Source organism: Pyxidicoccus trucidator (genome assembly GCF_010894435.1).
Classification (GTDB): domain Bacteria; phylum Myxococcota; class Myxococcia; order Myxococcales; family Myxococcaceae; genus Myxococcus; species Myxococcus trucidator.
The window spans coordinates 961,456-985,256 of the sequence record NZ_JAAIXZ010000001.1; the positions used below are offsets into that span (position 1 = coordinate 961,456).

A 23,801-nucleotide genomic window follows, 5' to 3' on the forward strand; every position below is an offset into this window, starting at 1 on the left:
CCCCCTCGATTGCATTGCAGCCCTGAAATGGAGTTGCAGAAGTGAAAACTACAAGTGATTTCGAGCACTTGCGCTTTTCACCGATGAACCCCCGTTTTCGGATCTGAATCCAAGGGTGCGGGAAAGCTACAGCGGTGGGCCTACCCCCCACATCCACCCTACTCGCGAGCCAGCTCACTGGGCGGGCGGAGGTTGAGGCGCTTCATCTTCCGCCAGAGGGTGGTGGACGAGACGCCCAGCTCGTCCGCGACGCGAGCGAGGTCCACGCCGTGCCGCTCCAGGGCCTGGGTGATGGCGTGGCGCTCGGCCTCCTCCACCACCTGGGCCAGCGTGGGCCCGGTGCCGGCGGGGCGGCTGACGCCGCCCTGTCCGTCCATGAAGCCGACGCTGGGCGTGCCATGGGACGGGGTGAGCCGGCCCTGGCGCAGGGGGAAGTCCTCGGGCAGCAGCTCATCGCCCTCGGAGAGTGCGGCGGCCTGCTCCACCAGGTTCTCCAGCTCACGCACGTTGCCGGGGAAGTTGTAGCCCATCAGGTGGGACACGGCGGAGGCGGACAGGCGCTTGGGCTTGGGGCTGCGCGCGTTGGCGCGCTCCAGGAAGTGCTCGGCCAGCGAGGGCACGTCCTCCAGGCGCTCACGCAGCGGCGGCACGCGCAGCGCCACCACGTTGAGGCGGTAGTAGAGGTCCTGGCGGAAGCGCTTCTCGCGCACCTCCACCTCGATGTCGCGGTTGGTGGCGGCGACGGTGCGCACGTCCACGCGCAGGGCGGTGGACTCGCCCACCCGGCGCACCTCGCCCTCCTGCAGCGCGCGCAGCAGCTTGGACTGGAAGGTGGGGCTGGTCTCCGTCACCTCGTCGATGAAGAGGGTGCCGCCGTCCGCTTCCTCGAAGAGGCCCCGGCGGGCCTTCACCGCGCCGGTGAAGGCGCCCTTGGCGTGGCCGAACAGCTCGCTCTCCAGCAGCGACTCGCTGATGGCGGCGCAGTTGACGGGGACGAAGGAGCGCACCTTGCGGCGGCTGTGAGCGTGGAGCGCGCGGGCCACCAGCTCCTTGCCGGTGCCGCTCTCGCCCTGGATGAGGACGGTGGCGTCGCTCTGGGCCACGCGCATCAGGCGCGTGGTGAGGTCCCGCATGGCGGGGCTGCGGCCCACCAGCGCGGACAGGCCGTGGCGCTGGTTGAAGTCGGTGGCGAGGTTGTCCACGTCCCGCAGCAGGCGGGCCCGCTCCAGGGCGCGCTCCACGCGGTAGCGCAGCTCGCTCTCCTTGAAGGGCTTGGTGACGTAGTCGTAGGCGCCCAGGCGCATGGCCTCCACCGCGCTCTCGATGGAGCCGAAGGCCGTCATCATGATGATTTGGAGGCGGGGGGCCACCTCCAGCGCGCGCCGGAGCAGCGTGAGCCCGTCCATGGGCTCCATCTTCAAGTCCGTCAGCAGCAGGTCGATGCTGCCGCCGGCCAGCTGGGCCAGGGCCTCCTCGCCGGTGGCCGCCTCGAAGACGGTGTAGTGCTCCGCGCGCAGGAGCAGCGCCGTCGTGGCGCGCATGTTGCGCTGGTCGTCCACGACGAGGATGCGTCCACGGAAGGGCGGGGTGTTCGCGTCGGTCATGGGAAGGACGGGGGCTGCGACAGGGGCAGCCGGAAGGTGAAGGTGGTACCGCGGCCGGGCGTGCTCTCCACGGCGATTTCGCCCCGATGCTCCTCGAGGATGCGCTTGACGACGGCCAGGCCCAGGCCGGTGCCCTGCGCCTTGGTGGTGAAGAAGGGCTCGAAGACGCGGTGGAGCAGCTCCGCGGGAATGCCCGGCCCCTGGTCCGCCACGTCGATGCGAAGCTGCTCCCTGCCCGCATGGGCCTCGCGGCGCGCGCGCACCTGTACCAGTCCCCCCTGCGGCATGGACTGGATGGCGTTGACGGCCACGTTGACGAGCGCCTGGCGGATGAGGCGCCGGTCCATGGGCACCGGCGGCAGCCCCGGCTCCACGTCCGACTTGATGTGGACGGGCCGCTCCGGCCCCCCACCCTGCACGCGCGCGGCCTCCAGCGAGTCCTGGAGCACGCGCCCCAAATCCTCGTGCTGGAGCACCGGGTCCCTGGGACGTGTGTAGTCCAGCAGGTCTCCGACGATGCGGTTGAGCCGGTCGCTCTCCTCGCCCAGGATGTCCAGCAGCATGGCCGCGTCACCGCCCGGGTCCAGCAGCCGGCGCAGCGAGGCCACCGCGTTGAAGATGACGCCCAGCGGGTTGCGCACCTCGTGGGCCACAATCGCGGACAGCTCGCCCAGGGCGGCCAGCCGCTCGCGCTTCACCATCTCCGCGCGGGTGGCGGCCAGCTCCGCGTAGCTGGCCCACAGGGACTCGTACAGGCGCGCGTTGGCGATGGAGAGCGCCAGCTGGCCGCAGGTGGCCTCGGCCAGCTCGACCAGCTCCGGCCCGAAGGAGCGCGGCCGGCGGGTGTCGTCCACCACCACCACGCCGATGAGCTCCTCGCGCGAGGTGAGCGGCAGGGCCAGCAGCGCCTTCTCCCCGAAGCGGTGGGCGAGCTGCGAGTCGAAGCCCCCGCCGGCGGCCGCCACGTCGTCGATGGCGATGGGCCGGCGCTCGCGGGCCACGCGCGTGGCCAGGCTGTCACCGTGCAGCGGCAGCACCACCGTGCGGAAGAAGTCGCGGTGGACGGTGGAGGCGGCGGCGCCGCGCAGCAGCTTCGCCGACTCGTCGTACAGCATGATGTAGCAGTTGGACACGTCCAGCAGGTGGACGAGGAAGTCGGACGCGACGTCGAGGATGCTGGAGGTCTCCAGCACGCCCGACGTGGTGCGCGCCAAATCCAGCAGCAGGCGCGTCTCGGCGAGCTGGCGCGAGGACTCGGCGCGCAGCCGGCGCTGCTCCAGCAGCGTCACCAGCAGCTCCGCCAGCGTCCCCAACAGCCGCACGTCCCGGATGTCGAAGGGCTGGCCCGCGGCGCGCAGCACCTGGAGGCTGCCGCACACCTCGCCGCCGCGCGTGAGCCGCGCCACCGCTCCGCACCCCAGCCGCCCGCCGGACAGCCCGCCCAGCGTCGCGCCCTGGTCGTCCGTGGAGAGTCCACCCTCCCCCTCGTCCGCCACCGCCAGCAGCCGGGTGAGCTGCTCCGCGTGCGCGCTGTCACGCACCAGGTCGGCCAGCCCCACGTGGGTGGCCAGCGCCAGCGCTCCACCCTGGGGAGGCGACAGGTGCAGCGCCGCGGCGCGGCCCTGCAGCAAGTCCGAGACGCGCGCCAGGAAGTCCTCCAGCGAGGGCGGCACGGGCTGGGCGACGAAGCGGGCCACCTGGGCCACCGCCTCCACCTCCCAGCGGCTGCGCGCGCCGTCCGCCTGCACGCGCGCGTCCGTCAGCGCGGCGCCCACCACCTTGGCGAAGAGCGTCAGCACCGAGCCATGGCGCGGGGCCACCCACGGCCCCTCCACCCACAGCACCTCGGCCTGAGGGCCACCCACCGGCAGGTACACGTGCGAGGGCGCGGCCCGGTCCGCGCCACCAAAGACGGGGCGCCCGTCCGCCAGCGACTCCATGCCCAGGCGCACGTCCTCCGGCAGGGGCTCGCCGTCGTGCGCCAGCAGCCGCTCGCCGTCCCAGCGCAGCAGGCGGCCCCGGAAGCCCGCGTCCCGCAGGCCCTTCAGCGCCACGCGGCGCACCGCGTCCTCGGAGTGCGCGGTGACCAGCTCCGCGGACGTCTCCACCAGGCACTCGGCCACCGCCATCTCCGGGGGCCGGTTCCCCATGAGCAGGCAGTTGAGGAGCAGCGCCCCGGCGCCGCCCTCCATCGGGAGGCGCGTCGCGAAGAGGGACACCTCGCGGCTGACGCCGCCCGCGCAGGGCACCTGGTAGGTCTGCGTCCGCGCCTCCAGCGGCGCGCCGGCCTCCAGCAGGCGGTAGCGCTCGGACAGGCGGCTGCGCTCCTCCGGCTGGACGAAGTCCATCAACGGGCGCCCCTCCACCTGCTCCCGCGGGAGCCCGAGCATGGCGAGCCACGCGTCATTCACGGCGGACACACGTCCGTCCACCACCGCCAGCACGGGGTTGCCGTAGGGCTCGATGAGGACGCGCAGGTCGGCCTCGCTGTAACGCTTCGTGCTCATCCGCGACGCAGCACCCGCTTCTCGCCCACCCGTAGCGTCACCTTCTCCCGGTCGAAGTACTCCGACAGCGGGATGACGAACTTGCGGCTCTGGCCGACCATTTCCTTGAAGGCCTGGGTGGTAATCTCCTTCTTCTCGCGCAGGTGGGCAACCAGGCGTTCGCGCAGGCCCGCGAGTGCCCCCGCGTCGAAGCACAGCTCCTCGCTGACCCGCACCACCGTCCCCTCCGCCACCATCACCTTCAAGAGCTCCTGGAGCCGGGGCATGGGCAGCAGCAGCTTCTGCGCCAGCTCATTCAGGGTGGAGGGCGCCAGCCCCGCCGCGGACAGCTCCGCCGCCAGCTTCGTCCGGGCCGCCTCGTCCCCCAGCGACAGCGTGCGGCCCCGCCCCTTGAGGCGCACCACCTCCTTGTCCAGCTCCACCTTCCCGCCGTCCACCAGCGCCTGCGTCACCCGCTGGAAGGTGCGCGAGTCCAGCTCGGCGGACAGGCGCTGGCGCAGCTCCTCGCGGGGCAGGCCCTCGCGCAGGGGCTCGCGCTCATGGAAGGCGGCCAGCAGGGCCAGCGCCCGCCCCTGCAGCCCCTCGAACACCTCGCCGGAGAGGTACAGCCGCCGCTCCCGGTCCACCAGCAGCGCCCCGCCCCGCGTGCCCAGCAGCTCCAGCGCGCGCGTGAGTACTTTTGGCCCCAGCCCCGAGCGGCCGAACAGCTCCTGCTGCGTCAGCCCCCGGTAGCCGGCCTGCCGCAGCAGCCACGCCACCTGCCCCGCCGGGTCCGCCTCCAGCAGCGGCGCCACCACCGTCGAGCCTCCCCCGCGGCGCCGGGGCGGCGTAATCGACAGGATGCGCCCCCCCGCCACCGTGGCCCCACGGCCGGGCAGCGCGCGCGCGCCGCGCAGGATGAAGCGCTGGCCCACCAGCGCGCCCACCGGGCCGTCCAGGCGCAGCTGCGCGAGCGCCGTCTCACCGGGCTCCAGCCGCTCCACGTCCAGCAGCGCCACCGTGGCCTCCACCTGCGCGGTGCCCAGGTGCAGCAGCAGCTTCTTGCGCCGGGGCAGCGCGGCCTCCGCCGCGGGCAGCAGGGCCAGCTCCACGTCCAGCATCCGCGTCTCCGGCAGCTCCCCCGAGCGCACCAGCACCATGCCCCGGTGCAGCGCCTCCGGCTCCACGCCGGTGACATTCACGGCCGCGCGCTGGCCCGCGTCCACCCTGGGCACCGGCTGCCCGTGCACCTGCACGCCGCGCACGCGCAAGGGGCCGGGCAGCCCGGGCAGCAGCGCCACCGCGTCCTCCACGGCCACCGTGCCCGACAGCAGGGTGCCCGTCACCACGGTGCCGAAGCCCTTGATTGTGAAGACCCGGTCCACCGGCAGGAAGGCGGGCCCCTCCGCCGGACGCTTCGGCAGCGCCCCGGCGGCACGGGTGAGCGCGGCCTTCAGCGCGTCCAGGCCCTCGCCCGTCTTCGAGGAGCAGGGCACCACGGGCGCGCCCTCCAGGAAGGTGCCGGCGGTGAGCGCGCCCAGGTCCGCCTCCACCAGCGCGCGCCACTCCGGGCCCAGCTCCGCCAGCAAATCCGACTTGGTGAGGGCGATGACGCCGGCCCTCACGCCCAGCAGCCGGCAGATGTCCAGGTGCTCGCGCGTCTGGGGCATGACGCCCTCGTCCGAGGCCACCACCAGCACCGCCAGGTCCACGCCGCCAGCGCCCGCGGCCATGGCCTTCACGAAGCGCTCGTGGCCGGGCACGTCCACCACGCCGGCCACCGTGCCGTCGTCCAGCGTCAGGTGCGCGAAGCCCAGCTCCAGCGTGATTCCGCGCCGCTTCTCTTCCTTCAGCCGGTCGGTGTCGATGCCGGTGAGGGCCTTCACCAGGGACGTCTTGCCATGGTCGATGTGGCCCGCCGTCCCGACAATCATCGCCCCACCCCGCCGGGGCTCACGCCCCCGCCTTGTCCGGGTCCTCGTCGAAGCGGGCGTCGCCCGTGGACGGCTCGTAGTCCCAGGGGAAGACCACCAGCGAGGCAGTGGCCAGCGCGCAGTAGTCCGGCGCGAAGCCCTCGGGCCGCGCCACCAGGCACGCCGTCTCCACCTTCTTCGCGCCCACCTCGCGCGCCAGCTGGGACGCCAGCTCCAGCGTGTCCCCGCTGGAGGCCACGTCGTCCACAATCAGCACGCGGCGCCCCTTCAGCTCGCGAGGCATCTCCCCGCTGAGCTTCGGGTTGCCCCGCGTCTTCGCGCCCTGCCCCCTGTCACGGCTGCGGCGGCTGATGCGCACGGGGAAGAACTCGCAGCCGAGCGCCGACGACAGCGCCCCGCCCACGAAGACGCCACCGTGGGCCACGCCCACCACCGCCTGCGGCGCGAAGGACTCGCGGATGGCGCCGGCCAGCTTCTGCACGGCGCGGTCGAACTCCGCCCAGGTCAGCTCGCGCGGGCCGGTGGCGGACCGGCCGCGGGACTGGTCCCTGCCCGTGGGCTGGCGGGGGGCCTCCACCTGCGGCGCCAGCACGAGGTCCGCGGGAATGGAGACCAGCTTCTCCGCCTGGCGCCGGGACGTCTTCGGCGCGGCAGAGGGCTTGGAGGGGGACTTCTTCACAGAGGGCTTCGTGGTGGGCTTGCGCTTGCCCTGGGCACTGGGCCCGGGCGCTGCCCGCTTGGTGGCCACAGCGGTAACTCCGGATGAGGTGCGTGCGGCCCCGTCATACCCCGAGGCACGCGCCCTGGCCACCTCCGCCCGCGTCGCCCCACCTCTTCAGGTCCGTACGAAGAGGTGGGAGCAACCCCACCCGCTCAGGCGGACAGCTTCTCTTCCACCATGCGGTCGGCCACCTGCTCGGGGCGAAGACCGGAGTCCTTCGCGCGCGCCAGCACCGTGTCGATGGTCTCGAAGATGAGCGCGGCGCGGGCGTAGGCCTTGTCCCGGTCATACCCCGCCCACTCCTGGGCCACGTTGATGAGGCCACCGGCGTTGGCCGCGTAGTCCGGCACGTAGAGGATGCCGCGCTTCGCCAGCTGCTCGCCATGACGCGTCGTGAGGAGCTGGTTGTTGGCCGCGCCACACACCGCCTTGACGCGCAGCAGCGGCAGGGTGGTGTCGTTGATGGCGCCGCCCAGCGCGCAGGGGGCGTAGATGTCCGCCTCCATCCGGTGCAGCGCATCGGCCGTCACCGAGGTGGCGCCGTACTGCTTCACGGCCTGCTCCACGCTGGCGGCGTTGATGTCGCTCACCCACACCTTCGCGCCGCGCTCGTGCAGCTCCTTCACGAGGTACATGCCCACGTGGCCCACGCCCAGCACGGTGACGCGCAGGCCCTTGAGGTCCGGACGGCCGAAGAGGTGCTTGGCCGTGGCCTCCATGGCGCGCGCCACGCCGTACGCCGTCACCGGCGACGGGTCCCCGCTGCGCTCCTTCAGGCCCACGACGTACTTCGTGTGCTTGCGCACATGCTCCATGTCGTCCGGGCTGGTGCCGCTGTCCTCGGTGGTGATGTAGCGGCCGCCGAGCGACTCCACCGCGCGGCCGAAGGACTCGAAGAGCTTCGCGCGGTCGAAGTTGCCCCGGGGCAGCATGATGACGGCCTTGCCACCGCCGTGGGGCAGCCCGGCGAGCGCCGCCTTGTACGTCATGCCGCGCGCGAGCCGGAGGGCGTCCGCGACGGCCTCCTCCTCGCTGGTGTACGTCGCCAGCGCGCGCGTGCCGCCCAGTCCGGGCCCCAGCCGCGTGTTGTGCATGCCGACGATGGCGCGCAGCCCCGTCTTGGAATCACTCAGGAGGTGGACGGCCTCGTAGCCGCCCTCGAGCAGTTGCGTGAAGTAGCTCATGGCGCGGCGGCAAGTACCGTTGAGGCCCGCTCAAGTCAAATCGCACCGGCCTCCAACATGGCCCTAATTTCCTCTCCTGGAATGACGTAGCGCGTCGTGCAGAACTGGCACGTGGCCTCGGCCTGGCCTTCCTTCTCCAGCAGGTCCGTCAGCTCCTCGCGGCCCATGGCGAGCAGCGCACGCTTCACGCGGTCCTTGCTGCACGAACAACCAAAGCGCAGCGGATAACGCGACATCACCTCGAAATCGGACTCCGGAAGCAGCGCGCGCAGCACCGCCGAGGCGCCGGCCGCCGCGTGCGCCTGGAGCACGGGCTCGAAGTCGCGGCGCAGGCGGACACCCAGTTCCTTGAACGCGTCCATGTCCCCGCTGGGGAGCGGCTGGACGAGCAGGCCGGCGACGGTGCCCAGCAGGTCCGCCTTGCCGTCGCCCGCGGAGGGGAGCTGGGCGAGCAGCAGGTGCGAGGGGAGCTGATCCGACTGGTGGAGGTAGCGCTCGATGTCGGCCGCGAGGTCGAAGTGCACCAGCTCCACCGAGGAGCGGTAGAACTCGCCGCCGCCCTGGTCCTTCAGCACGGACAGGAAGCCCTTGTTCCCCAGCACCGGACGCCAGTGGTACTGGCCCTCGCCGCCCACGTACTCCACGAGGAGGTTCTTCACGTACCCGCGGACGAGCCCGGAGGCGTCACCGTCCACGAAGAGGCCGCGCAGGGGGCCGTCGCACTCCACCTGGAGGTTGATGCGCGCGTCATGTTTCTGGAGGGCGCCCATGATGGCGGCGGCGGTGAGGGCCTGCGACAGGAGGGCCGCGGCGGCGGGGGCGGTGCCATGGGTGGTCCGCGCCTGGCGCGACAGCTCCGAGGTGGTGGCCAGCACCACGCGCAGGTCCGTATTCTTCAGCAATCCACTGACAAGCTCATCGGACATAGGCAAGCGACTAGCGTGCCCGAGCCCGCATTGCCCGCCAACGACAGAAGGCGGGCGCCGTGCCGCTCGCCAGGGGAGCAGCAGCCCCGGCCAGGGGGACGCATAAGGTCCGCCTTATGCCTCCGTGTGGGGTGGCTGGCGTCCGGGGGTGCGGAAGAAATCCAGCCCTCCGGCGGGAACGGTTATAAACCGCCGACCGACTGTCACTTGACTTGGACGCGGTAGCACCGCCCGCGCGCCGTCGCTGGAGACCCGATGAGCAGCCAAGCCGCCGAAGCCGTGCCGACAAAGACTCCGCTCCTCAAGTCCCGCCTGGGCTCGTTCCTGGCGGTGGTGCCGCTCTCCATCTGGGTGGTCAACCACCTCTGGGACAACCTGTCCGCCTTCAACGGCGCGGCGGCGTGGGAGACCTCGGTGACGAGCTACTCCAACCCGTTCGCCCAGGCCTTCACCCTCATCATCGTCCTCCTGCCGCTGCTCATGCACACCGGCTGGGGCATCGTCCGGCTGTTCAGCTTCAAGCCGAACAACGTCAGCTACAGCAACTACGGCAACCTCAAGTACCTCGTTCAGCGCATCAGCGCGGTGGGCGTCCTCTTCTTCCTCGGCGCCCACATCTGGCTGGCCTTCCTGCACCCGCGCCTGGTGGAGGGGCACCCGGAGCCGTTCTCCGACATCGCCCGGGAGATGCACCACCACATGCCCACGCTCATCGTCTACCTGCTGGGCACCCTGGGCACCGCGTACCACCTGGCCAACGGCCTTCAGAGCTTCGCCATGTCCTGGGGCATCTTCGCCAGCGACCGCTCCATGCGCCGCTTCGAGCCGGTGGTCATCGGCCTGTTCCTGCTCCTGACGGCGATGAGCTGGGCCGTCATCTACGCGCTCTACACCGCGGGCGCCGCCTTCAGCCCCGTGGGCGCCTCGCCTCCGTGAGGCCCCGAGCGCGGCGCCAGCACGGGCCGCGCGGGCCACGGCGCTGGAAGACAGACCGGCCGCCCCCCAGGGACTCGGGGAGCGGCCGGTTTCATTTCCAGGGGCTTCGGAGTGCCGCTGCGTCAGAACGGGATGTCGTCGTCGCCACCGCTGTGGCCACCACCCATGTTGCTGTCGTCCATGGGAGGAGGCTGCTGGCCGTAGTCGCCGTCCATGCCGTTGCCGTTGCCGCGCTGGGCGGGGCCCTGCCGGCGGCCACCACCACCGCCGCCGCTGCTCATGCCCTCACCGGCGTCACGCCCCCCGAGGAACGTCACCGCGTTGGCGACGACCTCCGTGGTGTAGTTCTTCCGGTTCTCCTTGTCGGTCCACTCGCGCGTCTGCAGGCGGCCCTCGACGTAGCACTGCCGTCCCTTCTTCAGGTACTCGCCGCAGAGCTCCGCGAGCTTTCCCCAGACGACGATGCGGTGCCACTCGGTCCGCTCCTGCTTCTGGCCATTCTTGTCCGTCCAGCTCTCGCTGGTGGCGATGCGGAAGTTCGCCACCGCCTGACCGCCCGGAGTGAAGCGAACCTCGGGGTCCGCCCCCAGGTTGCCGATGAGAATGACCTTGTTCACGCCTCCAGCCATGACTGCGTTCCTTTCACGAGAACCGACCCACCACGGGCCGGTTGCACCCCGCCAGGACAGCTCCTGGCAGGTTGGCTTCCACCTATAGCAGTGCACACCGACATGCGGGCCCGCGCAAAAAATGTTCCCCCGGGCCTGGACGCACGGCTGCTCCCCGGGCGAGGAGGCTCACGCCCGGGGTAGGTGTAGCTCTGGAACGCGGAGACTACCCGCCGGGACTCGTCTCGGCGGTGCGCGCCTCGGGCGGGTTGCCGGAGCGGCTCGGCGGGCGCGGCGCGGCGCCGGCCGGAGCCACCACCTGCACCGGGTCGAGGCCGTCCTGCGGCGGAACCTTGGCCTCGGCCACCTTCTGCGACAGCGTCGAGTCCAGCCCCTTGGCGAAGGCGGCGAGCCGCGGGTCCGAGGCGCCCAGCATGCGGCGCAGGGACTTCCAGAAGGGGTGGTCCGCCTGGCCGGCCTGTACCAGCGCGCGGGCCAGCAGCGAGGTGGAGGCGTCGCGGTCCCCGGCGCTGGCGGCGCGCAGGGCCACCACCAGCTCCTCGGGGGCGGTGCGGGCCACCTCGCCCAGCGCCTCGGACATCTCCTGCTGCGCCTGCGGGTCCGTCCCGGCGGCACCGGCCAGCTCCAGCACGCGGGCCAGCGCCTCGGTGTTCCCCCCGGCGGCCAGCTCCACCATGCTGCTGACGCCCGGCACCTCGACGGCGAGCACCCGCGCCACTTCCTTCAGCCGGCCATACACCTCGCCGGTGGCGGAGTAGCTGTCCAGCAGCGTGCGCGCGCCCAGGTAGTCATGCGGGTTGGACTGGTAGAGGCTCTCCGCCAGCACCGCGCGCACCGCCGGGTCTCTCTCGCTGCGCCACGCCGTGCGCAGGAAGCCGATGTTGCGCTGGTCGCGCTGCTTGCCCAGGTCCAGGTACGTCTTGATGCGGGCGGCCACGTCGTTGATGGCGCTCGCCGGGCGGCTGCTGTCGGCCAGCGCGGCCACCGCGTTGGAGGGCCCCAGGCTGGAGCCGGTGGCGGCCACCGCCGCGCCCAGCGCGTCCAGGCCGGCGATAATCGGACCGGCGCGGCCCGCGAAGTCGTTGGCCATGATGGAGAAGGTGAAGCGCTCACCGCCCGCGCTCGTCACGTAGCCGCTGAGCGCGGACACGCTCTCCAGCGTGCCCGTCTTGGCGCGCAGGCGGCCCACCGCGTCGCTGCCCTCGAAGCGGTACTTCAGCGTGCCGTCCTTGCCGGCAATGGGCACGGAGGAGAGGTACTCGGGGGCGAAGGGGAAGCGCTCGGACATGTGGCGCAGCAGCCGGTTGAGCTGCGTCGCGGAGAAGCGGTTGGCGTCGTTGAGACCGCCGCCGTTCTTCATGACGTAGGTGCCGCGAGGGATGCCCACGTCGCGCTCGAGGAAGTGCTCCACGACGTCCATGCCCTTGGTGAAGGAGCCCGGCGCGCCCCGCAGCTCCGCGCCCATCGTCTTGATCAGCTGCTCGGCGACGAAGTTGCTGGAGAGCTTGTTGAGGCGCTTGAGGATGACGTCCAACGTGTCCGACGGGGACACGTGCAGCATCTTCGCCTTGGAGGGCGTCAAGCCCAGCCTGACCTTCCCCTTCATCTTCACGCCACGGGTGGCCAGCATCTGCTTCAGCGTCTGCCCGAAGTACATGGGCGGGTTGTCGATCTTCTTCCACACCTTGGCGGCGGCGCCGCGCTCCTCGGGAAGCACGCCGCGGACGACAATCTTCTGCTGGGAGCCGGCCGGGGCCGACTTCACGAACACGCGGCGCGAGTGGCGCGAGCCGGTGGTGAGCTGGTTCTCCACGCTGAAGTAGTCGCTGGGCGGCTCCATCTCCACCGTGCCCTTGGCCCCGGGCCCGCTGCCGGGGCGCAGGTAGATGGCGACGGCGTTCCAGTTGAGGCTCAGCGCGCCGGTGGGGGCCATGTACGGGCGGTCCGTGTCCTCCTGGTCATAGCCGGGCGGCGTGCGCTCGGCGTCGAACCAGGAGTCGTCCACGACAATCTCGCCCACCTCGCGCACGCCGGTGTGCCACAGCTCGGAGACGATGCCCCACATGCGCTCCGTGGTGATGGACGGGTCGCCCTTGCCGCGCACGTAGAGCGTCTTGACCTTGCCGTCCGCACCCAGCTCCGGGTCCACGAGGAACTCGGTGTCGTAGCGGTACTCGGGCCCGAGCGACACGAGCGCGGCCGCCGACGTCACCAGCTTCACGTTGGAGGCCGGGTTGAGCAGCTCGTCGGCGTTGTGGCTGAACACGACAGCGCCGTCGTCCAGGCTCTGCATGTAGACGCCGACGCGGCTCGCCTTCAAGGGCGCGCGCTGGAGCACCTCCATCAGGGCCGTCTTCAGCGCCTCACGGTCCGCCCGCTTTTCGGCGGCGGATGGAGGCGCCGAGAGCGCGGGGCTCGGGAGTGTCAGGAAAATAATGGCCGTTGCGGCCAAGAAGGGGCTGGCTCGATGGACCTGCACACTCTCTCCGGGGAAGTTGCTGGCCATTATGGGGAAGGGGGCGAAAGCCCGGCAAGGGAGAGAGGCAGCGGGAGTCCACGGTTGGGCGCTCGCTGTTCCACCAGGCGGCAAGCGGATGCCTGGCATGTGGACTTCTTTTCACTGCGCTCTCTCAGAGTCCAAGACTACACGGGCGTAGAATGCCGGCTCTCTCTGACATCCCCCCTGTAATCGTGTGACAGATACGTTCCGCAGGCGCCTTCCTCCGCCCACCCGGGCCTCCATCCCTCCGAGTGGCGCGCTCCGGTCCTTCCGGAGCGCCCTCCTATCCGGCCTGCTGGCCCTGCTCGGCGGGCTTGGAGCGTCCGGGTGTCGCGAGGAGGCGCCGGCGGACGGCGTGACGGTGCTGCTGGAATCGCCGCCGGACAGCCTGGACGACCGGTTTGCCTTGACGGCCAACGGCCAGCGGCTGGCGGCGCTCATCACCCCGGGGCTGCTGGCCTTCGACGACGCGAGCCAGCCGACGCCGGTGCTGGCCGAGTCCTTCCGAGAGGTGTCCCCCACCCTCATGGAGTTCACCCTCCGCCCCGGCCTCACGTTCCACGACGGCAGCGCGCTGACGGCGGAGGACGTGAAGGCCACCTATGACGGGCTGCGGGACGCGGCGGTGCGCAGCCCCAAGGCGGAGCGGTACGCGGTGCTGGAGCGCGTGGAGGCGGTGGACGTGCGCACCGTGCGCTTCCACCTGAAGCGCCCCCATGCGCCCCTGCTGGCGGAGCTTTCCGCCGGCATCATCCCCGCCGAGCGGGCCAGCGCGGCCAGCGTGGTGGCACAGGGCGAGCACCCGGTGGGCGCGGGGCCCTTCCGCTTCGAGTCCTGGCCGGACGAGGAGCACCTCACGCTGGCGCCCTTCGCGGGCTGGCACGCGGGCACACCCGCCCTGCCCCGGCTGCGCTTCCGGGTGGTGCGCGACGAGACGACACGCGTGCTGGAGCTGCTGAAGGGGCGCGCGGACCTCGCGGTCAACGTGGTGTCTCCGGCGGTGCTGCCGGTGCTGCGGCGCGAGTCCCACCTGCGCGTGCTGTCCCGCCCGGGCACCGGCTTCGCCTACGTGGGCCTCAACCTGCGCGAGGGCCCGCTGGCGGATGCGCGGGTGCGGCGGGCCCTGTGCCACCTGGTCGACGTGGGGCCGGTGGTGGAGCACAAGCTGCACGGACTGGCGAAGGCGTCCCGGGGACTGCTGCCGAGCGCGCACTGGGCCTGGGCGCCGTCAGCCGGGTGCGGGTATTCACCGGAGGCGGCCGCGCGCCTGCTGGACGCGGCGGGGTACCCGGACCCGGACGGCCCGGGCGGCAGGCCCCGGCTGACGCTGTCCCTGAAGACGAGCACGGACCGGCTGCGGCGCGCGGTGGGGCTGGTGCTGAAGGAGCAGCTCGCGCGCGGCGGCGTGCAGGTGGAGGTCCGCGCCCTGGAGTTCGGCACCTTCTTCGAGGACGTGCGCCGGGGCCGCTTCGAGCTGTTCACCCTGAAGTGGGCCTCCGTCATGGAGCCGGACCTGCTGCGCGGCGCCTTCCACTCGGCGAACATCCCCGGGCCGGAGAACCACTGGGGCGGCTTCAACCGGGGGGCGCTGCGGGACGCGTCGCTGGACGCCCTGCTGGAGGAGGCGTTGCGCGTGCCCCGCGAGGAGCGGAAGGTCCTCTATATGGAAGCGCAGCAGCGGCTGGACGCGCTGATGCCCATCCTGCCGCTGTGGCATGAGGACAGCGTGGCCGTGGTGTCCACCCGCCTGGAGGGCTTCGAGCCGAGCGCCCATGGCCTGCTCACCCCGCTGGCCCGCGCGCGACTGGCTCCGGGCGCGGGAAAGAGGACACCGTGAGCCGACGCCTCGGGTCCGCGGTGATTGCCCTGGTGGGCGCCCTGCTCCTCGTGTCGCTGTTCCTGCACCTCGTGCCGGGAGACCCGGTGGACGTCATGCTCGGCGAGCAGTCCACGGAGGTGGACCGCGAGGCCCTGCGGCGCGCGGTGGGGCTGGACTTGCCGTGGTACTCGCAGCTCGGCGTCTTCACCCGGCAGCTCGTCACGGGAGAGCTGCGCACGTCGCTGCCCCCCTTCCAGCGCAAGGTGCTGCCCTCCATCGGCGCGGCGCTGCCGTACACGCTGGCGCTCACCGTGGCGTCCATGCTGGTGGCCCTGGCCCTGGCCCTCCCGCTGGGCGTGGCCGCCGCGGCGAGGCGGGGCTCCGCCGTGGACGCGGTGGCCATGGGCACATCGGTGGCGGGCGTGGCGCTGCCGCGCTTCTGGCTGGGCCCCATGCTCATCATCGTCTTCGCGCTGAAGCTGGACTGGCTGCCCGTCTCGGGCGCGGAGTCCTGGCGTCACCTGGTGCTGCCCGCCTTCACGCTGGGCACCGCGCTCGCCGCCTTCCTCGCGCGGATGACTCGCGCCTCCATGCTGGAGTCCCTGCGCGAGGACTACGTCACCGTCGCCCGCGCCAAGGGCCTGTCCCCGCGCACCGTGCTGTGGAAACACGCCTTCCGCAACGCGCTGCTGCCGCTGCTCACCGTGCTGGGACTGGAGTTCGGCACGCTGCTGGGCGGGGCCATCGTCACGGAGAAGGTGTTCGCCTGGCCCGGCATGGGCACCCTCCTGCTCACCGCGATTGAGAAGCGCGACTACAACACCGTGCGCGCCACGGTGCTGGTCTTCACGCTCTGCTACGTGGCCGTCAACACGCTCACCGACGCCGCCTACGCCCTGGCCGACCCGCGCGTGCGGAGGCGCTCGTGAGCCGGAGACCGCGCCGCTTCCGGCTGTCCTCCTGGGGCGCCCGCTTCGGGCTCGCGGTGGCCACCCTCTGGGTGCTCACCGCGCTGCTGGCACCCGTGCTCGCGCCCTATGCGCCGGACAGGGTGGACCTGCCCTCGGAGCTGTCCCCGCCCGACGCCGCGCACCTGCTGGGCGCGGGGGAGAACGGCATCGACGTGCTCACCCACGTGCTGTACGGCGCCCGCGTGTCGCTGCTCGTCTCCGTGTTCGCGGTGGCGCTGTCCGGACTCGTCGGCGTGACGCTGGGCGGTGTCGCCGGCTACGCGGGCGGCTGGGTGGACGAGGTGCTGATGCGCGTCGTGGACGTGCTGCTCGCCTTCCCGGGCATCCTCCTGGCGCTGTTCATCACCGCCGTGCTGGGCCCCAGCCTCGCCAACGTCGTCTTCGCCCTCTCCTTCACGGGGTGGACGGGCTACGCACGGCTGGCGAGGGGACAGGTGCTCACCCTGCGCGAGCGCGAGTACGTCCAGGCCGCACGCGCCCTGGGCAGCGGGCCGGGACGCATCCTCTTCCGCCACCTGCTGCCCAATGCCGCGGGGCCGCTGCTGGTGCAGGCCACCTTCGCGCTGCCGGGCGCCATCCTCGCCGAGGCGTCCCTGAGCTTCCTCGGCCTGGGGGTGCCGCCCGGGACTCCCTCGTGGGGCGCGCTGGTGGACCAGGGCACGCAGTACCTCCTGGTGGCCCCGCACGTGGCCCTCTTCCCTGGCGTGGCCCTGGCCCTCACCGTGCTGGGCTTCAACCTGCTCGGGGACGCGCTGAGGGATGCGCTGGACCCGCGCCACCTGGAGCGGTAACGGAAGGCCCCACGGGCCGGGGCCTGCGCCCGGGCCAGGAGGACACGTCGATGCGAGCCGTGGTGCAGCGGGTGCTGGAGGCGTCGGTGACGGTGGAGGGCCAGCGCGTGAGTGAAATCGGCCCGGGGCTGCTCGTCCTGCTGGGCGTGGGCAAGGGCGACACCGAGGCGGACGTGACGTGGATGGCGGAGAAGCTCGCCACCCTGCGCATCTTCGAGGACGCCGCCGGGAAGATGAACCTCTCCCTGGAGGACACCTCGAAGCAGCTCATCGTCGTCAGCCAGTTCACCCTCTACGGCAACGCCCAGAAGGGCCGGCGGCCCAGCTTCATCGACGCCATGGAGCCTGCCGGCGCGAAGGCCCTCTACGAGCGCGCCTGCGAATTGCTCCGCCAGCGCGGCCTCACCGTGGGCACCGGCATCTTCGCCGCCGACATGAAGGTGGCCCTCGTCAACGACGGCCCCGTCACGATTCTCCTGGAGAGCCCCGGCCCCGCCGCGCCGAAGCCCTAGATGCGGACGCCGGAGCCCTTGGTCACCAGCGCCGCCAGCCCCTGCTTCGCCAGCGCCGCGTGGCGGATGTGCGCCGTGAGCGCGCCCAGCTCGATAATCCAGTTCGCCGCGCGCGGGCCCAGGCCGGAGAACGCCACCGTGAGCGGCGGCGGCTGGGCCACCTTCCCCAGCCAGTAGCCGAGCACCTCGTCCTTCTCCGGCAGCGAGGGCAGCTTCATCCGCTCCTGCTCGCGCGCCAGCAGCCGCTCCAGCTTGCGCGGCAGGTTCACCTGCCAGTGCGCCACCATCCGCGCCGGACGCCAGGCCCAGTCCGCGAAGGCGAAGCGCTCGCTGGGGAAGTACTCACCCCGGCCCTGGGTGCTGAAGACGCGGTCCGGTGGGAACTCAGGGAAGGGCTCCCACTGCCCCGACAGCAGCGAGGCCAGCCCCATGTCGGCCATCGGCCGGAAGCGCATGCCGTCCCGCACCTCGCGCGAGCTACGCGCGTCCCAGTACGGGTAGCCCGGCTCCTCCAGCATCAGCGCCAGGTGCAGCGCCTCGTCCCAGGCGTCCGCGTAGCCGCCCTGCATCCCGCCCACCTCCCAGCCCGAGGGGCCTTCCTTCCAGGGCAGGAAGACGAGCCGGTCCACCAGGTCCGACCAGGGCTCCGCGTCCACCGCGCCCACCCCGCCGGGCACCGCCGTGGACAGCAGCCGCTCGCAGAGCATCCGCGCCTGGCCGTCAGCCACCCCGTCGAGCATGGACTCCAACGCGCCCGACGCGTCCCCCATGGCACGGGTGAGGAAGGGCAACACCTGCTCGTGGAAGAACCGATCGTTGATCGGTCTCAGGACTACATCCATGGAGCTCCCCCCGGAGCCAGCCGCTCAGGGCCGTGCATCTTCCTGGATGATGAGGGCGTGGATGTCCGCGGCCGTGGGGGCCTCGAGGATGGACGTCCGGAAGCGCGGGTTCTTGAACAGGCGCGAGATACGGGCCAGCGCCTTGAGGTGCACCCCCGCGCTGTTCTCCGGCGCCACCAGCGCGAAGAACAGGTGGGTGGGCCGGCCGTCGATGGCCTCGAAGTCCACCCCGGCGCGAGACACGCCGAAGGCGGCCTGGAGCTGCGCCATGCCCGGCAGCTTGCCGTGGGGAATGGCCACCCCCTCGCCGATGCCGGTGCTGCCCAGCTTCTCCCGCTCGCGCAGCACCTCCACCAGTCGGTCCGCGGAGAGCAGCGGGTGGGCGCGCACCAACGTGGCGCTCAGCTCGCGCAACACCTCCGGCTTCGTCCGCGACTGCATGTCGGCGATGACGGCTTGGGGGCTGAGGAACTCGGCGATTCTCACTGACGCTCCCGCGCTGGCGCTCCTGATGGCCGCAATTACTCCTCACCCTTCTCTAGCGCAAGGGTCGCCTGCCGTCCCGGCCCCCGACTGCGCTCACTGCGCATCATGGCGGACGGGAGAAGGGAGCGCCACACGACGCGACGCCCTCCCGTACTGGCGGACGATATGCGCTTCACGGCATGGCGTTTTTCCAGACGAGTCCACTCCACACCCCGAACACGGAGGACCTTCCATGAACCGCCTGCTGATGTCGACCCTTACCGCCCTCTCCCTCCTCGGCACCGGCTGCGCCGCCACCTCGGGTGCCCAGGGCGCCGCCAGCGGCGTGGCCCTGGGCGACGCGTCCGGCGAGCCGCTGCGGCTGGAGGGCGCGGCCATCACCGGCCCCCACTCCTCCCTGGTCATCGAGGAGGACGGCATGCGGGGCCGCTTCCGGACCCACTCCGTCGCGCTCAAGTGGGACTACCAGCAGCTGACGGGCTCGGTGGGCGACCTGGCCACCCGCCTGCAGCTCGCCGAGGGGGACGACACCCGCGTCTGGGGCGCCTTCGGCGGCACGCCGGTGGACCTCACCGAGGACGGGACGTGGCTGCAGGGCCGCGTGGGCACCTGCGCCTATGCCTTGAAGCGCGAGGGGGACGGCTTCAAGGGCATGCGGGAGTGCGGGGGCACCCTGGAGAAGGACATCCACGTGTCCTTCCCCCAGGCGCTCGCGACCCGGCCGGTGGGCGAGCGGGCCGCGCTGATGACGCTGATGCTCGTCAACATCAAGTCCGCGCCGGTGGCCCCCATCATGGGCTTCAAGCCCCGGGGCGGCGTGGAGCGGATGAACAAGTTCAGCGACTGCCGCTACGCCAGCTTCTGAGGCCCGGCGGGGCACCCGGGAGATATGCGCCGCGCCGGCGCACGTTCTTCCGGGGGAATGGCCCAGCCGGGCGGGAGCAGGCGCGGGGGGCGCCCCTTCCGTGGATGCCCGGGGCGAAGGCGCCATTCAGCGAAGTGACGCGCCCCGGCCACACACCGGGCCAGGGCAAGGCGCGCTCCGTCTCCTCGAGGGGGGTGACGGAGCGCGCCATCTTTTTTTGCGACGGCGCGCGGCCCGCTCAGGTGCCCGTGGCGGCGGTGGCCGTCGCGGGCGCGTGGGGCTCGATGAGGCCGTACTGCCCATCCTTGCGCCGGTAGACGATGCACAGCGAGTCCGACTCCACGTTGTGGAAGACGTAGAAGTCGTTGTTCATCAGGTTCATCTGCATCACCGCGTCGTCCACCGAGAGCGGCTTGACGGCGAGGTGGGTGGCCCGCACCACACGAGCGGAGGGGGGGACCTCGGCGGCGGGTGCCACGGAGAGGGACTTCGGCTCGGCCACCGCGGCGATTCCCGGGGTTGCCTCGTCCATGGCCTCCACGTCCGGCGGCATCTCGAACACGGCGTGGCGGACCCTGAGCTGGTTCACCAGGTCCTGACGGTGGTGCACGCGCTCCTTGCCATGATGGGTCTTCAGCTTGTCGCGGTAGCGCCGCAGCTGGCGCTCGATTTTGTCCATCGCCAGGTCGATGGACGCGTACATGTCATCGCTCTTCTCGCGCCCTCGCAGCACCCAGGCGCCGGAGTGGATGGTGATGTCGGCGTGGTGGAGGTGACGCTCCAAGGAGAGAACCACGTGGGCTTCCCCGGCCCGGTCCAGCAGTCGGTTCACCCGTTCGACCTTCTCGCGTGCGTACTCCTTGAGGGAATCCGACGTGCCGAATTGACGGAAGGTGATGTTGAACTGCATGCGTGGCTGCCTCCTAGGGTGAAAGGGGAGCTCCGTGACAGATCAGAAACGCTCTGCCCCCGCGAAAGCAACCCGCCCCCCCAGGTTCCCTCTTCCCGGCCGCACCACCCGTCCGAGGCCGGACATCCGGAAGGCACCCGGCGTCGCTGGCACGGCCCCCCATGAATGGACCGTGCCGGCGACCCTGCTAGAATCACGCGCCGCGTCAGCTCCACGAGATGTGTCGAGCGACGGTGACGCGGGTGCCCCGAGTGCCGGGGCTACTGAATCGTGATGACCCGCTCCTCCGAGTGGAACACGGCCCCTTCGCACGCGGCCACGCCCGTGCACTCCAGCACCGCGCCCGGCGCCGTCCCGCTCAGCGTCAGCAGGTGGTTGGCGACGGGAGTGTTGGCGGGGATGGTGAAGGTGACGAGTCCCTCCTCCTGCGTGGAGGGCACGGTGGCGGTGGCCAGGCCGCCCTCGCGCAGCAGGGTGACGGTGATGGGGCCGGGCACCTCCTCGCCCGGCTGCCAGCGGAACGAGTAGGCCTGCCCGCGCGCCAGCCGGTCCGCGGCCCCCGCCCCCTCGAAGGCGAAGCGGCGCTTGGTCTTCCCTCCCTGGATGATGAGGGACACGGTGCCACTGCCGTCCTGCAGGACGACCCGGGCGTCCTCGAGGGGCTCCTGCGCCCAGACGTTGGGGTCGAAGTCGAGGAAGGCGCGGGTGGGCTCGCACACGTCCCGGCCCGCGGTGTCGTTGATGCCGCCGGCCTCCAGGCGCATGGCGGTGCCATTGAGGGTGGCGGTGACGCCTTCGCCCAGGCGGGTGCAGCGGCCGCCCGCGGCCAGGGAGAAGGTGAGGGAGACGCGGTGGGCGCCGGCCGGCTCCACGCCCTCGAAGATGTCCACGTCGTTGATGGCCCAGGTGAGCGTGCGGTCCGCGAGCCCGGAGAGGCCAATCGTCTCGGAGTCATCACTGCCGCCACAGCCGGCCAGCAGGCCGAGCGCCACGAGCGCGCCGACGACGGCGCCCCGACGAAGAAAGGAGGGGGAGAGGTGCATACGTGCCGCACCCTATATCCGTCGGGCCCCGGAAACGGGAGCGCACGGCGGGGCGGGTGTCGGGTTTCAGCGGGCGAGGAAGCCCTCCAGGCGGGCCTTCACCTCGGGCCACTCGGTGTCGATGACGCTGTAGTACGCGCTGTCGCGCACGAAGCCGCCCCGCACCAGCATGTGGTTGCGGAGGACGCCCTCGAACTTCGCGCCCATCCGCTCAATCGCCGCGCGCGAGCGGGTGTTGCGCCGGTCCGTCTTGAGCTGCACCCGCATGACTCCGAGCGTCTCGAAGGCGTGGCGCAGCAGCAGGTACTTGCACTCGGTGTTGATGCGCGTGCGCCACGCCCGGCGGCCCAGCCACGTGTAGCCAATCTCCAGCGTCCGATACTCACGCTGGATGTCCAGGTAGCGCGTGCTGCCCACCGGCTGGCCCGTCTCGCGCTCCAGGATGACGAAGGCCTGGTCCGTGCCGCACTCCGCTCCCGCGAGCGCTCCGGAGATGAACTCGTCCACGTCCGCCCGGGTGCTCAGCACGCGGGAGAACCAGGTGAAGATTTCGGGCTCGCACAGGGCCGCCAGCGCCGGCGCGTGCTCCAGGCGCAGCGGCTCCAGGCGTACGGCCTGCCCTTCCAGCACGACAGGCGGGACGACGAGCGGCACGAGCTCGCGGCGGGGCAGGTCGGAATCAGACGGAGGGGAGGCGCTCATGACGCCGCACTGTGCCCCCGCGCGGACCTCCGGGCCAGGGACAGTCTCCAGGGCCGGCGGCCGTCACAGTCACGGGCCCGCCGGGAGCAAGCGCTCATGCCGGAGGACACGGCCGGGACCGGCCACCCTCACGGCCTCCACCCGCGGGAGGAGGCCCCCCTTCGTGCGAAGGGGGCACCCCGTGGCTCAGTAGTAGCGCTTGCGCTTGCTGCTGGGGAGGATGCCCAGCACCTCGCGGTACTTGGCCACCGTGCGGCGGGCAATCTCGGTGCCCTGGGCGCGCAGCAGCTCGACAATCTTCTGGTCCGAGTACGGGTTGCGAGGGTCTTCCTGCGACACCAGCTGCTTGATGTGGTGCTTCACCGCCTCGCTCGCGGTGTCCTCACCGGAGACGCGGGCGATGGACGAGTTGAAGAAGTACTTCAGCTCGAAGATGCCCTGCGGGGTGTGCACGTACTTGCTGGTGGTGACGCGGCTCACCGTGGACTCGTGCATGCCGATGTCCTCGGCCACGTCGCGGAGGATGAGCGGCTTGAGGTGGGCGATGCCCTTGTCCAGGAAGTCCCGCTGGAACTTGATGATGCTCTCGGTGACTTTGTAGATGGTCCGCTGGCGCTGGTGGATGGAGCGGATGAGCCACATCGCGCTGCGCAGCTTGTCCTGGATGAAGTCCTTCGTCTGGCCGGGGCCCACCGCGCCCGTCTTCAGCGCGTTCCGGTAGGTGCCGGAGATGCGCAGCTTGGACAGGCCGTCGTCGTTCAGCACCACCGTGTAGTCTTCCCCCATCTTGTAGACGAACACGTCGGGGGTGATGTACTGCGCGTCGTCGCCGCTGAAGTTGCGGCCCGGCTTCGGGTCCAGCTTGGGCAGCAGCTTCACCGCCTCCACCACCTCCTCCATGGGGACCTTCAGGTCCTTGGCGATGGCGGGCAGGTTCTTGCTCTCCAGATATTTCATGTGGCGCTTGATGATGAGGCCCAGCAGGGCCGCGCCCTTCTCCTTCATCCCCTGAATCTGGATGAGCAGGCACTCCTGCAAGTCACGGGCGCCGCAGCCGCGGGGCTCCAGCGACTGGATGCGGCGCAGCGTGCGCTCCGCCACGTGCATGGGCACGTCCGCCTCGTTCGTCAGGCGGATGAGCGGGTCGCCATCCACGTCCGGCAGCTTGAGGTAGCCGTCGTCATCCAGGTTGCCGAGGATGAGCATGGCGACGCGGCGCTCGGCCTCGTTCAGGCGCAGCGTGCCGAGCTGCTCCTGGAGGTGGTCGACCAGGTCCTCCTTCTTCACGAGGTTGGCCTCGAACGACGGCAGGTCGTCCGTGGCCACGTTGCCCTTGTTGGAGGCGGTGGTCGGCTCGTTGAACTGGTAGCTGTTGAGGTACTGCTCCCAGTCGATTTCGGGAGGGCCCTCGCCGTCGGCCTTGAACTCGGGGGCGGTGTCGGCCGTGGCGGCCGGCATCTCCATGTCGCGGGGCACCTCGGCGTTGTCCGCCTCCAGCGAGGCCTCGCCCGGCTCCTTATCAGCCACGTCGCCAGGCGCCTGCTCGTCTGGCTGCTCAAGCAGTGGGTTCTGCTCCATCTCCTCGCGGACCTGCTCGAGCAGTTCCATCCGCGAAAGCTGGAGGAGCTTGATGGCCTGCTGCAGCTGCGGCGTCATCACCAGCTGCTGGGCAAGCTTCAGGCTTTGTTTCAGTTCCATCGCCATGAGACGGGGCTCCCGATCTGATTCAGTCCCTTATAAACCGGGACCACAATCAAAGACCGTGCCAACGTAACAAGATGCCTGGGGTTCGTCTAGTGGGGGAAAGGTGGTCTCTTGCTTGCACAGCTCAAAATCTGCAAGGAAACCAACAACTTACACACACTCCGCGTGAGACGCGGGTGTTCACCCCACGACGCAAAAGTGGGGCCAACCCATCCTAGTCACTCGGTTGGCTGGTG

20 protein-coding genes are annotated in these 23,801 nt (G+C 71.1%); 6 read left to right on the forward strand and 14 right to left on the reverse strand.

Translation table 11 applies throughout. The features are described 5' to 3' along the window. Window positions 1-158 precede the first annotated feature (158 nt). The 6 genes from G4D85_RS04080 to hslO all read right to left on the reverse strand — a co-directional run bounded on the left by G4D85_RS04080 (window position 159) and on the right by hslO (window position 8,855). Window positions 159-1,604: a sigma-54-dependent transcriptional regulator gene (locus G4D85_RS04080; RefSeq protein ID WP_164008030.1), complete on the reverse strand. Its 1,446-nt coding sequence runs from the start codon at window positions 1,602-1,604 to the stop codon at window positions 159-161. Then, the gene (locus G4D85_RS04085) at window positions 1,601-4,111 is read right to left on the reverse strand and encodes an ATP-binding protein (protein WP_164008033.1); all 2,511 of its coding nucleotides are present in this window, start codon (window positions 4,109-4,111) and stop codon (window positions 1,601-1,603) included. Before G4D85_RS04085 ends, G4D85_RS04080 begins: the two co-directional genes overlap by 4 nt. Further along, a complete protein-coding gene (gene selB, locus G4D85_RS04090) occupies window positions 4,108-6,024 on the reverse strand; it encodes a selenocysteine-specific translation elongation factor (protein WP_164008035.1) in 1,917 nt (638 codons plus the stop codon). The genes G4D85_RS04085 and selB overlap by 4 nt, the downstream gene beginning before the upstream one ends. A gap of 19 nt (window positions 6,025-6,043) precedes the next feature. Beyond that, window positions 6,044-6,703 carry a phosphoribosyltransferase gene (locus G4D85_RS04095; protein ID WP_164008037.1) on the reverse strand — a complete coding sequence of 220 codons (660 nt, stop codon included), beginning with the start codon at window positions 6,701-6,703 and terminating at the stop codon, window positions 6,044-6,046. A gap of 194 nt (window positions 6,704-6,897) precedes the next feature. Then, the gene (locus G4D85_RS04100; RefSeq protein WP_164008039.1) at window positions 6,898-7,929 is read right to left on the reverse strand and encodes a Leu/Phe/Val dehydrogenase; all 1,032 of its coding nucleotides are present in this window, start codon (window positions 7,927-7,929) and stop codon (window positions 6,898-6,900) included. A gap of 35 nt (window positions 7,930-7,964) precedes the next feature. After that, window positions 7,965-8,855: an Hsp33 family molecular chaperone HslO gene (hslO, locus tag G4D85_RS04105; RefSeq protein ID WP_164008041.1), complete on the reverse strand. Its 891-nt coding sequence runs from the start codon at window positions 8,853-8,855 to the stop codon at window positions 7,965-7,967. A 255-nt stretch (window positions 8,856-9,110) separates the two neighbouring features. Here hslO and G4D85_RS04110 point away from each other — a divergent pair, with 255 nt between their 5' ends. Continuing rightward, window positions 9,111-9,791 carry a succinate dehydrogenase/fumarate reductase transmembrane subunit gene (locus G4D85_RS04110; RefSeq protein WP_164008043.1) on the forward strand — a complete coding sequence of 227 codons (681 nt, stop codon included), beginning with the start codon at window positions 9,111-9,113 and terminating at the stop codon, window positions 9,789-9,791. Window positions 9,792-9,913: 122 nt separating this feature from the next. Here G4D85_RS04110 and G4D85_RS04115 read toward each other — a convergent pair whose 3' ends face one another. Both G4D85_RS04115 and dacB read right to left on the reverse strand, forming a co-directional pair. Next, complete coding sequence (locus tag G4D85_RS04115; RefSeq protein ID WP_164008045.1) at window positions 9,914-10,420, reverse strand: single-stranded DNA-binding protein; 507 nt, start codon at window positions 10,418-10,420, stop codon at window positions 9,914-9,916. 205 nt (window positions 10,421-10,625) lie between these two features. Further along, complete coding sequence (gene dacB, locus G4D85_RS04120; RefSeq protein ID WP_164008047.1) at window positions 10,626-12,899, reverse strand: D-alanyl-D-alanine carboxypeptidase/D-alanyl-D-alanine endopeptidase; 2,274 nt, start codon at window positions 12,897-12,899, stop codon at window positions 10,626-10,628. 376 nt (window positions 12,900-13,275) lie between these two features. Between dacB and G4D85_RS04125 the strand changes: the two genes are divergently transcribed. The 4 genes from G4D85_RS04125 to dtd are packed head-to-tail and all read left to right on the forward strand — an operon-like array spanning window position 13,276 to window position 17,013. After that, window positions 13,276-14,757: an ABC transporter substrate-binding protein gene (locus G4D85_RS04125; RefSeq protein ID WP_240359059.1), complete on the forward strand. Its 1,482-nt coding sequence runs from the start codon at window positions 13,276-13,278 to the stop codon at window positions 14,755-14,757. Continuing rightward, complete coding sequence (locus G4D85_RS04130) at window positions 14,754-15,668, forward strand: ABC transporter permease (RefSeq protein ID WP_164008049.1); 915 nt, start codon at window positions 14,754-14,756, stop codon at window positions 15,666-15,668. Before G4D85_RS04125 ends, G4D85_RS04130 begins: the two co-directional genes overlap by 4 nt. Beyond that, on the forward strand, window positions 15,665-16,501 hold the full coding sequence (locus G4D85_RS04135; protein ID WP_164008051.1) for an ABC transporter permease: 837 nt from the start codon (window positions 15,665-15,667) through the stop codon (window positions 16,499-16,501). The genes G4D85_RS04130 and G4D85_RS04135 overlap by 4 nt, the downstream gene beginning before the upstream one ends. Before the next feature lie 50 nt (window positions 16,502-16,551). After that, the gene (gene dtd, locus G4D85_RS04140) at window positions 16,552-17,013 is read left to right on the forward strand and encodes a D-aminoacyl-tRNA deacylase (RefSeq protein ID WP_164008053.1); all 462 of its coding nucleotides are present in this window, start codon (window positions 16,552-16,554) and stop codon (window positions 17,011-17,013) included. On the opposite strand, the gene G4D85_RS04145 is transcribed toward dtd, so the two are convergent. Both G4D85_RS04145 and G4D85_RS04150 read right to left on the reverse strand, forming a co-directional pair. Next, window positions 17,010-17,855: a hypothetical protein gene (locus G4D85_RS04145; protein WP_164008055.1), complete on the reverse strand. Its 846-nt coding sequence runs from the start codon at window positions 17,853-17,855 to the stop codon at window positions 17,010-17,012. The two genes, dtd and G4D85_RS04145, sit on opposite strands and share 4 nt — an antisense overlap. A gap of 24 nt (window positions 17,856-17,879) precedes the next feature. After that, window positions 17,880-18,341, reverse strand: a complete 462-nt coding sequence (locus G4D85_RS04150) for a PTS sugar transporter subunit IIA (protein ID WP_164008057.1) — start codon at window positions 18,339-18,341, stop codon at window positions 17,880-17,882. A gap of 232 nt (window positions 18,342-18,573) precedes the next feature. On the opposite strand from G4D85_RS04150, the gene G4D85_RS04155 reads away from it, so the two are divergent. Continuing rightward, complete coding sequence (locus G4D85_RS04155; RefSeq protein WP_164008060.1) at window positions 18,574-19,206, forward strand: hypothetical protein; 633 nt, start codon at window positions 18,574-18,576, stop codon at window positions 19,204-19,206. 238 nt (window positions 19,207-19,444) lie between these two features. Here G4D85_RS04155 and hpf read toward each other — a convergent pair whose 3' ends face one another. The 4 genes from hpf to rpoN all read right to left on the reverse strand — a co-directional run bounded on the left by hpf (window position 19,445) and on the right by rpoN (window position 23,565). After that, a complete protein-coding gene (gene hpf / locus G4D85_RS04160) occupies window positions 19,445-20,116 on the reverse strand; it encodes a ribosome hibernation-promoting factor, HPF/YfiA family (RefSeq protein WP_164008062.1) in 672 nt (223 codons plus the stop codon). Between the two features lie 260 nt (window positions 20,117-20,376). Then, entirely contained in the window at window positions 20,377-21,159 is a 783-nt protein-coding gene (locus tag G4D85_RS04165) for a hypothetical protein (RefSeq protein WP_164008064.1), read from the reverse strand. 66 nt (window positions 21,160-21,225) lie between these two features. After that, window positions 21,226-21,861, reverse strand: coding sequence for a GNAT family N-acetyltransferase (locus G4D85_RS04170; protein ID WP_164008066.1), 636 nt, complete (start codon window positions 21,859-21,861; stop codon window positions 21,226-21,228). 186 nt (window positions 21,862-22,047) lie between these two features. Next, the gene (rpoN, locus tag G4D85_RS04175; protein ID WP_164008068.1) at window positions 22,048-23,565 is read right to left on the reverse strand and encodes an RNA polymerase factor sigma-54; all 1,518 of its coding nucleotides are present in this window, start codon (window positions 23,563-23,565) and stop codon (window positions 22,048-22,050) included. Window positions 23,566-23,801: the final 236 nt, after the last annotated feature.